General features: G+C 40.1%; 10 protein-coding genes. 4 read left to right on the forward strand and 6 right to left on the reverse strand.

Going from position 1 to position 12,093, the window contains the following annotated elements:
- Window positions 1-14: 14 nt before the first annotated feature.
- From ctaD to HWQ42_RS12285, 4 genes are all read left to right on the forward strand, one after another.
- Window positions 15-1,751: a cytochrome c oxidase subunit I gene (ctaD, locus tag HWQ42_RS12270; RefSeq protein ID WP_292812305.1), complete on the forward strand. Its 1,737-nt coding sequence runs from the start codon at window positions 15-17 to the stop codon at window positions 1,749-1,751.
- Between the two features lie 116 nt (window positions 1,752-1,867).
- On the forward strand, window positions 1,868-2,494 hold the full coding sequence (locus tag HWQ42_RS12275) for a heme-copper oxidase subunit III (protein ID WP_292812307.1): 627 nt from the start codon (window positions 1,868-1,870) through the stop codon (window positions 2,492-2,494).
- A 1,569-nt stretch (window positions 2,495-4,063) separates the two neighbouring features.
- On the forward strand, window positions 4,064-5,308 hold the full coding sequence (locus HWQ42_RS12280) for a serine/threonine-protein kinase (RefSeq protein ID WP_292739283.1): 1,245 nt from the start codon (window positions 4,064-4,066) through the stop codon (window positions 5,306-5,308).
- A 169-nt stretch (window positions 5,309-5,477) separates the two neighbouring features.
- Window positions 5,478-6,554 carry a substrate-binding domain-containing protein gene (locus HWQ42_RS12285; protein WP_292812310.1) on the forward strand — a complete coding sequence of 359 codons (1,077 nt, stop codon included), beginning with the start codon at window positions 5,478-5,480 and terminating at the stop codon, window positions 6,552-6,554.
- A gap of 281 nt (window positions 6,555-6,835) precedes the next feature.
- Here the strand turns inward: HWQ42_RS12285 and HWQ42_RS12290 are convergent, their stop codons facing one another.
- The 6 genes from HWQ42_RS12290 to HWQ42_RS12315 form a co-directional block, all read right to left on the reverse strand.
- Window positions 6,836-7,171 (reverse strand): XisI protein, encoded by a 336-nt coding sequence (locus HWQ42_RS12290; protein ID WP_292812312.1) that lies wholly within the window; start codon window positions 7,169-7,171, stop codon window positions 6,836-6,838.
- Window positions 7,159-7,575, reverse strand: coding sequence for a XisH family protein (locus HWQ42_RS12295; RefSeq protein WP_292812314.1), 417 nt, complete (start codon window positions 7,573-7,575; stop codon window positions 7,159-7,161). The genes HWQ42_RS12290 and HWQ42_RS12295 overlap by 13 nt, the downstream gene beginning before the upstream one ends.
- 91 nt (window positions 7,576-7,666) lie before the next feature.
- The gene (locus HWQ42_RS12300; RefSeq protein WP_292812317.1) at window positions 7,667-9,496 is read right to left on the reverse strand and encodes a tetratricopeptide repeat protein; all 1,830 of its coding nucleotides are present in this window, start codon (window positions 9,494-9,496) and stop codon (window positions 7,667-7,669) included.
- Window positions 9,486-10,778, reverse strand: a complete 1,293-nt coding sequence (locus HWQ42_RS12305) for an ATP-binding protein (protein ID WP_292812320.1) — start codon at window positions 10,776-10,778, stop codon at window positions 9,486-9,488. Before HWQ42_RS12305 ends, HWQ42_RS12300 begins: the two co-directional genes overlap by 11 nt.
- 682 nt (window positions 10,779-11,460) lie before the next feature.
- Window positions 11,461-11,757: a type II toxin-antitoxin system RelE/ParE family toxin gene (locus HWQ42_RS12310; protein WP_292728932.1), complete on the reverse strand. Its 297-nt coding sequence runs from the start codon at window positions 11,755-11,757 to the stop codon at window positions 11,461-11,463.
- Complete coding sequence (locus tag HWQ42_RS12315; RefSeq protein ID WP_292812322.1) at window positions 11,754-12,062, reverse strand: addiction module protein; 309 nt, start codon at window positions 12,060-12,062, stop codon at window positions 11,754-11,756. The genes HWQ42_RS12310 and HWQ42_RS12315 overlap by 4 nt, the downstream gene beginning before the upstream one ends.
- Window positions 12,063-12,093 lie beyond the last annotated feature (31 nt).

A 12,093-nucleotide genomic window follows, 5' to 3' on the forward strand; every position in this document is an offset into this window, starting at 1 on the left:
GATAACTAACGACTATGACACAAGCTCAGTTGCAAGAAACTGCCAATATCCCCGCCCTTAGTGAGGAACCTGGGATCAGAAAATGGCAAGACTTCTTTGGCTTTCAAACCGACCATAAGGTGATTGGGATTCAATACCTAGTCACTTCGTTTATTTTCTACTGCATTGGCGGCGTAATGGCTGACTTGGTTCGCACAGAACTGCGAACTCCAGAGGTAGATTTTGTTACCCCAGAAGTCTACAACAGTCTGTTTACGCTGCACGCCACGATCATGATTTTCTTGTGGATTGTGCCAACCGGGGCAGGGTTTGCTAACTATCTAATTCCCCTGATGATTGGGGCAAAAGATATGGCATTTCCTCGGCTGAATGCTGTTGCCTTTTGGATGATCCCGCCTGCGGGTATATTGCTGATCGCCAGTTTAGCGGTAGGCGATGCACCGGATGCCGGTTGGACTTCCTACCCTCCCCTGAGTTTGGTAACAGGACAAGTGGGGCAAGGCATTTGGATTATGAGTGTCTTGCTGCTGGGTACATCATCTATTTTGGGGGCGATAAATTTCCTGGTAACATTGATCAAGATGCGTATCCCCAGCATGGACATACACAAAATGCCCTTGTTCTGCTGGGCAATGTTCGCCACTTCGGCGCTAGTTTTGGTATCAACCCCAGTCTTAGCAGCAGGTCTGATTCTGCTTTCCTTTGACTTAATTGCCGGGACAACATTTTTTAACCCAACTGGCGGGGGCGACCCGGTAGTATACCAACACATGTTCTGGTTTTACTCCCACCCAGCGGTTTACATCATGATTTTGCCCTTCTTTGGCGCAATTTCAGAAATTATCCCCATCCATTCTCGCAAGCCGATTTTTGGCTATAAAGCGATCGCTTATTCGTCTCTTGCCATTAGCTTTTTGGGGCTAATTGTTTGGGCGCACCACATGTTTACCAGCGGTATCCCCGGTTGGTTGCGGATGTTCTTTATGATCACCACCATGATCATTGCCGTACCCACAGGAATTAAAATATTTAGCTGGTTAGCAACGATGTGGGGTGGAAAAATCCGCCTTAACAGTGCCATGCTATTTGCCATCGGCTTTGTTGGCACTTTTGTAATCGGTGGGATTAGTGGCGTGATGCTGGCAGCAGTGCCCTTTGATATTCACGTTCACGATACTTATTTTGTGGTTGCCCACCTGCACTACGTCCTATTTGGCGGTAGCGTTCTAGGAATTTTTGCTGGTATTTACCACTGGTTCCCGAAAATGACGGGACGAATGATAAACGAATTTTGGGGTAAGGTTCACTTTGCCTTGACTATTGTCGGTTTAAACATGACCTTTTTACCCATGCACAAACTGGGTTTAATGGGCATGAATCGCCGTATCGCCCAATATGACCCCAAATTCACCACACTGAACGAAATTTGCACCTATGGTTCTTACATACTGGCAATTTCGACATTCCCCTTCATCATCAATGCGATTTGGAGTTGGTTATACGGTGAGAAAGCTGGTAATAATCCCTGGAGGGCACTTACCTTAGAGTGGATGACAACCTCACCACCTGCGATCGAAAATTTCGATCAAACTCCAGTACTGGCTACAGGCCCCTACGATTACGGTTTGGAAAATGCTAATGAAGGTGTACCTTTATACGATCCCAATCCCGTCTTATCTGGTGGCCCCAATTCAGTATTAAGAGCAGAACCCGACCCAGCGGTTGCTGCCAATCCCGAAGACCGGAAATAGAGTTAGGAGTTATGAATGATGAGTTATGACTTTAATAAAGTTGTTAGTTCAAAATTTTTAACTCCTAACTTTTAACTCCTAACTTTTAACTCCCCATTCCCCACTTATCAAAATTCATGCAAAGTCAAACTATTGACCCAGCTAAAACGGAACTGAATCATCACCACACGGCGGAAGCATCCGTCGGTCATCATGAAGAACATCCAGACCATCGGCTGTTTGGGCTAATTGTTTTCCTGATTGCTGAAGGGATGATTTTTATGGGACTGTTCGGAGCCTATTTGGCTTTCCGTGCGACCTTACCTGTGTGGCCGCCAGCAGGTACCCCAGAATTAGAACTATTGCTACCTGGAGTTAACACCATCAATCTAATTTCTAGTAGTTTTGTCATGCACAATGCCGACACTGCTATTAAAAAGAACGATACACGGGGTGCGCGAATCTGGTTAGCAATTACCGCTGCAATGGGTGCTATTTTCTTGATAGGTCAAGTATATGAATATACCCATTTAGAATTTGGTTTAACTACCAATTTATTTGCCAGTGCATTCTACGTTTTGACTGGGTTCCACGGATTGCACGTTACTATAGGCGTTTTGGCAATTGTTGCTGTGTTGTGGCGATCGCGCCTTCCGGGTCACTATAGTAACGAAAAGCACTTTGGTATTGAAGCAGCCGAAATCTACTGGCACTTCGTTGACGTGATTTGGATTATTTTGTTCGGATTACTTTATCTACTGTAAGTATTAATTAACTAGTTGTTCAATCCACGCTGACAACTTAATAAGCCCCCTAGTGGGGGCTTTTTTTAATTAACAGAATAAAAATATGAGTCAAAAGATTGTAGAGACATAAGTAGTCAGACAGAATTAATTACACAATGTCATTGCGAATGGAGCGTACCCCTACGGGGAAGCAAGCTACGCGGTAGCGTCTCCAAGAGTTGCGGAAGGAAGCAATTCGCTTGCGGCTGGGATTGCTTCTCTTGGAGACGCTCCGGGAACGCAATGACTGTAAATATTTTTGTCCGATTACTTAGTAGTGCTACGTCTCTACAAGGGTTAGATATAATCCATATTTATCCTTTAACTAGAAAAGTTAAAGAAAAAATATATCAAAATAAGCGTATAAGACCAGCCCTTTCAAGGTGACTCGTAAAATCTCTGTTTTTCTCTCTGCACTCTCTGTGCCACTGCGGTTTAAAAGTAATTTATTTAACCACAGAGACGCAGAGAACACAGAGTTAAGAGATTAAAGAGGAATTTTTTGAGCAAAATTTTTACTCACCTTGAAAGGGCTAGTTCTAGCGTAGACCATTCTCACTATTACTTTTGCTAGATGCAATTGAGTTATTGCAAGTGATAGAAATACAAGTAAAGTAAAAGGTGGGAAAAGTTGGAAAAGTAGGATGTTTTGAAGGAAGTATTGAATAACCAGTTAAGATACTGTAAATTGATATTCTAAGAACTGAGTAAACCAATAAATAAAGAAAATTCGCAAATTTATGCGGATTGAATTTCAGGAAATGCAGTCCTAATATTTTTTCTAGTCGTAAAAGTGGAAACTTGAAGTTATTCGAGAGATTGCAATCATTGCAATTCTCCATTTTGCTTTCTCATTTAAGTAGCTCAACGCGCACTCTCGCCTTGCTAAGGGTAGGTAAGTGTGGATTCTTTTTTAACTATTGGTATCACATATTAATTGTGGTATTTCGTGAAAGCGAATACGCATTCCAGATTTGTCAGAATTATGAGTAGATCGAGATCGTAAAATGTGTGAGTGATTGAAAAGTCACACCTAATTTAACTCAAAAACCATTACTCGATACTTACCTCAAAAACTTACCCGATCTTTTTTAGGCTTTTCGTTGAACTCACATTGATCTGACAACACGATCGCGCTTAGGAATGACTAAAATCTGGTAACAAAATTGTGATGAATACTGTAAGGGTATTTGTGCCTTTAAATTTTTACTGTTCAAAGTTTTGTCAGTAATCAGACTTAACAGTTAAAATAAATAAGTATCCTAACTCCTGAATATTATTTTCTGCCCACAGTTTAAAGACTGTGAACTAGTGTTAAATTTACTTAAGTGATAAAATTACAGAAGTATTTCATAAATTAATCTGGTATTAAAATACCTATAAAGGTATTAAATAAAGCAATTAATCAACTAAGTATCACATTTATCCAAAACATAGGTTGCCCAATGGCTAACTGCCGCAAATACTAGCAAATCTAGCAGCAAGCAGTTATTTATAACCTCACCCAAGCTCTGAATGGTCAGTAAATTAAGAAGTAGTATACGCCACATGAGCCAGAACCCTCTAGTCAGAAAAACACTCCGAAGTCGCTTTGAAACTGTCAAAGTGATGGGAAGCGGAGAATCTGATAAGACTTACTTAGTAGGGGGTACTATACGTAACAGACACCGATACTCTTTCAACAGAAAAACACTTCGGAATCGCTTTGAGATTATCAAACAGTTAGGAAGTGGAGGTTCTGGTGATACCTACTTGGCCCTTGACTTGGATTTACCAGGACAACCCCATTGTGTCGTCAAACATTTCCACCCAAAAGATTCCAATCCTGCTGTTCTACCCATCGCTAAAAAGCTATTCGATCGGGAAGCGGAAGTTTTATACCAGCTAGGCAACGACCACGACCAAATTCCGAGACTGTTTGCCCATTTTGATGAAGATGGAGATTTTTATTTAGTCCAGGAATTTATTGACGGTCATGCCTTGACTCAAGAAATTACACCAGGTCAGCGTCTTAACGAGAATACAGTTTTAAATTTATTAAAAGACATCCTAGAAGTACTGGCTTTCGTCCACCAACACGATATCATTCACCGAGATATTAAGCCTCAAAACTTAATGCGACGGTACTCAGATCAGAAGATTGTGCTAATTGACTTTGGCAGTATTAAGAAAATTGGTGCTTTGGGAGCAGGCTTAACAATTGCTGTTGGAACTCCTGGCTATATGCCAAGCGAACAGGCTAAGGGAAAGCCAAAACTTTGTAGCGATATCTATGCAGTCGGGATGATTGGCATTCAAGCTTTGACAGGTTTAATGCCTGAACAACTACCAGAAGATCCTAGTACTGGAGAAGTTATCTGGCGCGACAAGGCAGAGGTAAGTGATGCCCTGGCAAATATTTTAGATACAATGGTTCGCGATCGCTACAACCAACGTTATCAGTCTGCCACAGAAGCTTTACAAGCGCTTAATTCTGATGGAGCGTTGTCACAGTCTTTACAATCTGCTGACATCAACCACAAGGCTGATGATAGTTATTTGTTAACTTATAGAAACTTTATTTTACTGCTGGGCATCGGTCTTGGCGCAACCACGAGTTTGATAGTAATAGTTTTAATCTATACATTCATTAATACGGGGACATCGCTTCCAAGCCAACCTACTCCACTAAAGAGTTTTTTAGAAAGATTTGTTGAGTTTCCGTCAGCTAAGACGAATAGTCTACTAGCTAAATCAGCACTTAACAGAAGAATCTGTCAAAGCAATTGCACCATTGCAAAAAACACCAAATAGCAAGTTTAATTTCACTACATTAGAAAAGTTAATCATCTAGCAGCAATCATAAGACTGGCTATTAACTAGCTATTAAAGATTTATTTTTAATTTAAATATTTCAAGATGACTGTAGGATAAATACTTAGATATTCCTGTAAGATAAATACAATAAACAAAATTTAAAAATATGGACAATACAAATCAAAGGAAAGCTTTAATTAACAGCGAAATCGCCCTCTTTCTTAAAGGTTTGATTATTGGTAAAGTTCTAACACTTATGGTTATTGGCGGATTACTTTGGTGGTTATTAAAGCCAACTTTGTTGTCTCGCAACAGTGCTAACTCTTCCTCTAATCAAAATTTCAACCGCGTCTCTAATAATGCATCAACTTTTCAGACAGTTGCTGATGTTCCCCCTGCCTCATTCAACTACGGAGGTAGTACCGCTTGGGCATCTATTCGGCAATTGGTAGATTCTCAGATCCAGAGCGATCGCCCGGAACTACAATTACGTTATGTAAACCCTGTTGATGGTAGTCCTGGTTCTAGCTCCGGTATTCGGATGTTACTTGATGGCAAACTAGACTTTGCTCAATCCTCCCGTCCCCTCACAGATGAAGAACAAGCTACGGCAAAAGAGCGAGGCTTCACCCTTGAGCAACGTCAGGTGGGTATGGATGGGATAGCAGTGGTTGTAAATCCATCACTCAATGTATCGGGTTTAAGTGTTGAACAATTGCAGCAGATTTATTTGGGTAAAATTACTAACTGGAATCAAGTCGGTGGGCCAAATCTACCCATCACAGCTTTTTCTCAACGACCTGAGGACGCAGATACAGTAATATTCCCTAGCAATAGCGACTCAAAGGGGCAAGCATTTGGCTCTAATGTGCAATATGTCTACTCGGCTACAGAAGCAGTGCGCCAACTCAGTAAAACCCCTGGTGGTGTGTATTACGCCTCTGCCCGTTCAGTAGTTTTTCAATGTAGTGTGAAGGCTTTGCCATTGGGTAACACTTCTGGTCAGCTAATTCCCCCTTATCGGGAGCCGATGGTTTCGCCTGAGCAATGTCCACGTCAGCGCAACCAGCTAAATACTCAGGCGATCAAAAATGGCAGCTATCCGATGATTGCTAATTTGTTTGTGATTATTAAGCAGAATAAAGGTTCAGAACAGCAGATTGGAAATGCTTATGCCAATCTTTTATTAACTGACCAAGGGCAAAGAGCAATTGAACAAGCTGGATTCGTTGGCGTTCGCTAGTAGATTTGGAAAACAATTAAGCTTCCTTTCCCACAGTTCCCTGACTTATTTAAGAAGTCGGGGATCTAGGGGAAGCGATCGCTTTTCTATTTATTCACTGCTTGTTCAATATTCATTTATTCCTCACTTGAGGTGAAGTTTTCCCTACTTAATGCTGAGTTTTGAGTGAATTAAGAATTACTCAATAATTATTTACTTGCTAGAAGCCCGGTCCTTGTGTGCGGTTTTTCAACTCAGCACTCAGCACGGGCTAAACGCCCCGCTACCGCTAACAGCACTCTTCACTCGACAGCATAGGAGGTAAATTGGCGCTTAAAAGCAGAATGAAATCCAATAACAATATCAGAAGGGGGTACACCTAACTCAACCAATCGTTCAGCAACAGACTCTTCCGTACCGTTATACTGTATCCATATTTTCCCATCTTGAATATCAAAATGCATGACCGGGCCAAACACCCGCTTATCTTCTTGCCAGCCAACGTAAGCTAGTTGATAATGGTCGTTTTCGTTGTCTAAAATTAATTGTGATTTGACAGTATCGGTATTAGACGTGATTTGTTGATGTTCGCTCAGAATTTGTTTGATAAATTGTCGATAGCGTTCTATTTTATCCATAGCCGAATTTCCTCACGTTTTGGATCGTAAATTATCAACTTAACTTGGTAACGATCAAGGGTGCGTTGGACAAAAGAAAGTTGGAAAAAGTCTTGATATGTTTCGATAGGAACGGCTAAATAAAGCACTCTGTCTGCTTCTTTTTCTTCAATAGCTTGGGAGTAATTGAGATATTGTCCCAGTGCAGTATGAAATTCACTGATATCTGAATCTGCAATAAAACTCTTAATTTCAACAGCTATTTTCTCTGTATTCCGTTCTGCGGCAATGGCATTTTCAGCGGCTAAGTCTATTTGTAGTTTAATCGCTTCACTAACACGAATTGTAAAAGGGTCGTGAGTAATTATCCACCCATCTTTGATTAATGCTTTTTTTACCTGTAGATGGAAAACATCTTTAGCCATTTTGCTATCTCTAGATTAGAGTCTCAAAATGAAAATATTCTATTTTTATGATATTTTAGCGTTTAGCTTAACCCAAAATTAGATTTTTGCTCTATGCAGTGCGTTCTCCAAAGGGGTTGTCGTTCGCGCAGCGTGTCGTAGACAAGACATCGCACTCTCCATTATTCTGCATTGCTGCGGCAAGTTTTTCTAGATTTTGACGAATAGAGACAGTACGGTGATGATTTACACCCCAGACTTGCTCACAAATATCTAAAGCTTGCAAATAAAGCGGTTGTGCTTCATCGTAACGTCCAGTTGCACGATAAATTTCTGCCAGATTATTGAGACTTTCGGCAACATTGGGATGATTTTCTCCCAATAGGTGCCTATCAAGCTCTAAGGCTTTTATACATAAGGGTTCTGCTTCATTGTAACGTCCTTGTTCCCTGTACATATAACCGAGAGCATAGATAGTATCTGCTAATAGTGGATGCGCTTTTTGTAATACACGCTGCTTGAGTTCTAATGATTGCAAAAACAAAGATTCCGCTTCACTGTAGCGTCCTTGAGCGCGGTATATTAAACCTAAATTGTGCAAATCTGTTGCAACATCGGGGTTCTCTTCTCCTAAAAATTGCTTATCTAGTTCTATTGCTTGTTGCGACAACGGTTCAGCTTCACTGTAGCGTCCTTGATGATAATAAAGTAGCGCTAAATTATTTAGTATGAGAGCGAAAGAAAGATGATTTTCGCCAACCAGACGTTTTTCGAGTTCTAATGATTGCAAATACAGAGGTTCTGCTTCGTCATAACGTCCTTGTTCATCATATAGTAATGCCAAATTGTTGAGACTGACGGCAACATCGGCATGGTGTTCTCCCCACAGACGTTTCCTCAGTTCTAAAGCTTGTTGATATAGAAGTTCTGCTTTACTATATTTTCCAGTAGATTTATAAAGTCCTGCCAAATTATTCAGGCTAGTAGCAAAAGCCGGATGGTTCTCTCCTAACAGGCGTTTCCTCAATTCTAAAGCTTGTTTATACAAGGGTTCGGCTTCAGTGTAGTTTCCGATTGCACGATATATTCCTGCTAAATTGTTGAGGCTATTAGCTAAGTCTATCTGCAAACCTAATTCATTTTGTAGCTCACTCGCCTGACGCCAATATTTAATTGCTAATTCCTGTTCTTCTTGATAATTTTGAGATTCACCCCGATCTAATCTGCTGTGGTAAATATCGCCTAATCTTGAGTATAACGTAGCCAAGGTAGGATCTTTTGTTCCCTGTTCTTGTTCTACTTTCTCGATTAACCTTTGTAAATCTTGAATGGGTAAGAAAAAGCGATTAGTTTCATTAGTATCTGTGCTAGCTAATTCTGTGTCTCTAAAAACAAAGCGGATATTTTCTAATTCTTTACCAGGAATAGCATTTGTTTTTTTAGATTCAAACCGAAATACACCATTGCGCCAACTCCAAAAATCAGGGGCTTTTTTAATCAGGTTGACTAAAATTTGGTTAGTTACCCAAAGCACGATCGCAAATGGAAATTCTCGCAATCCTTCCCTTGTCCACTGTAAGTAACCAAAAAACTTTTCCTGTTCTGATTGCTCATTTCCCAACCGGAGAAAATACAATTGTTCAGCACCCGTGACAGTTATCACCGCCAGGTTCTGCTGACGGAGATATTCTTCTTGTTGTACTAGTTGGTTAAGAGCAGCTTTGAGGCTTGGTTCTTGACGTGCTAAAGTTACTCGATATGCACGGAAGGCGGGTTGTAGTTCAGCTTCATATTGAGCAATAATCTGATCGCGAAAGCTAGCATCATCGCAAACTGCAATCAGTAAATTTAATCCCCGCTTTTGAGCTTCAATAGAAACAATTAAATCATCATACGCATCTTGATTTTCTCCTTCATCATCTAATAAATCTTCATTTAACATTAATCGCTCCCTGTCTTCTCAAGCTTTCGATAATAATTGGATGAACATCATACCAAGTTTCATCAGTGCGATATTCTAAAACATACAGCCCATGTAACAAATCTAAAAACTCTGCTTGTTTGGGATCGTTGGGCATAAATTGTTCATAAACGCTCTGCAAAATATCGATATCAGTTTTTCCTAAGCGTATGGAAAAATCATTGCGAATTTTATTGATTGCTTGCAGAAGAATTTTATCATCTATAATAACTTTGCCTGAAGGATTTCGTCGAATTGTTCGCAAACATATACGGCAACATTCCTTAGAAATTCGAATTAACTCTCGCAATACGCCACCACTGTAAATTACGATTTTTTCAGCCGTTTCTGCTGCGATTAATTCATTAGGAATCCGTTTTTGCAAAACTTCACCGAGAATCTTTGTTGCTTCCGGGCGAGGTTGGGCATTAGAAAAACGATTTTTACCTTTATCAAATATTTTTAAGACAGGCATTGCCACAACTTGATCGTTGGTTTCAGTGGCAATTATTGTGCTAATAAATGTTTCTCGAAGGACTGCGATCGGGATGGTGTAGATAATTTGAAAGTTAGGCTGACAAAGGGCTTTAATGTTATCTCGATAAATTTCGTTAACTCTACCTAAGTCAAGCTTATCTAAATCATCAATAATTACCAAAACATTTTGTTTAGTAGCAGCTTGAATTAGAGCAGCAATTTCATTAATTCTGGCAACTAAATCTGATAACTTGCGTTCAAACTCTTGCTTAATTTCATCCCGAACGCTGGCATCAGCTTTTAATTTAGAACTAATCAATTTTAGGAGGTCAAAACCGATACTAACTTCTGCTTGCAAATTTGATTCTTCAGTGCGAGTGCGGGTAGCAAACCACTTATAAAGAGCTTCTTTAGTAGATTGCGGAATATCAACTTTGCGGGCTTCTGCCTCTGTCATTAAATTAACTGCGATCGCAAACAGTATATTAATATGATTAACAGCCGACATTTCAATTTTGTCAGCAATAGAAAAGAGAACTACAAAATATTTATCTTGAATTTGTCGGCTAAATTCAGCTAACAAAGTAGACTTACCACATCCCCGATGTCCTGTAAAGACAATTTTGCCATCTCCATTAGGACTATCTTCCACTAATTGGTTCAGGTCTGCAATTAAATCATCACCATATTCGACTCTAAATCTTTCCATTTCGTTCCGTTCCATCAAGGGAAACAGTTCGAGATTGCTGTATGCTTCTTGAAAGGAGTTTAATAAGTCTTCAGACATTGGATAGTGCCGTAAACGTGCTAACTATTCATATAATGGCTCATGATTTTTGAAGCACAAGTTCAGGCAATGTATAGGATAGAGTATGCCTACATAACTTCTCAAATTCCGTTAATAAATAACTACTAGGTGAGTGGTATGTTATGTTTTAAAAAGAGATACCCTAATACCCGGATTTCAACCTATCAATAAGTAACAGAGGTCAATAATCAATCAGACTGAATGATAGATGATACATTCGATAATTTAAACTGAATGATAGATTATACAGATAACATCCTGAAAGCTACCTAACACATAAATAAAATAAAATTTTCAGTTATAAAAATAAATTTTTAGTGTGCTTCGTCTCATCCCCCTCTAGCAATGCTCCAGTTTTGCTCGTCAAGGGTGTAATTAGGATGTCTTGAGAAACATGTGGCACACTTACAACAATAGCAGGTATAACTTTTGAACTGGACAAATCTGAAAAGGGATACTGAACCAATTTTATGCTTCGATTGTTTATGAGGAGCGATGTCTACGACGGGCTACGTCTACGCCTTGCAGAAAACCTCAAAAACTAAGCGATCGCCTGTTGTGGAAGAGAGGTGCGTTAGCGTAGCTCACCGTAGATATCGCCTTACAGAAAACCTCAAAAACAATAGCGGCTTGTCGCTAGACATCGCCCGTAATTATAGTGTTAGGTTCGCGTCTGCCACGATTTTGGATCTTTGCGACCATGAAAAATTGCCGTCACTATTACTCGACTCGACACAATCCGATAGTACACAGCATAGGGAAATCGCCGCACTACTGCTCGTCGAATATCACCGTAGACAATTACATAGGATTCTGGCATCTGAGAAATTCGATTCACCGTTTCGTCTACACAGTCTAAAAACTCGTCACCCAGACCGGGTTTCTGACTCTCGTACCAACTGTGTGCATCATTGAGTTCTTCTCGAACCTCTGGGCGAAACACCAGGACATAATTCATTGTTGCCCCTTAATTGATGCTTTGATTTCCTCCCAAGTCAGTACATTATCTGGATTTGAATTATAGTCAGCAGTTCGACGATCAAGCTCTTGCTTTTGTGCATTGGTTAAATCAGGGTAAACTTGCTCTGCTGCGATGCTATCCCAAATTGCCTGTACAATACGGATTCTATCTTCAACACTAAGAGTTGCGATTTCGTTCAAAGTAGCTGTGATATCCATGCTGATTAACTGGGAGTGAGGAAGCAACTGGTACACCTTAAATATAGCGGACAAGATTTTGTCCATCAAATACAAATGCTGCATCTGCTTTGATGCTCAATAGAGCAATTGCCTT

This window comes from Nostoc sp. JL23, assembly GCF_017115065.1.
GTDB classification, from domain to species: domain Bacteria; phylum Cyanobacteriota; class Cyanobacteriia; order Cyanobacteriales; family Nostocaceae; genus Nostoc; species Nostoc punctiforme_A.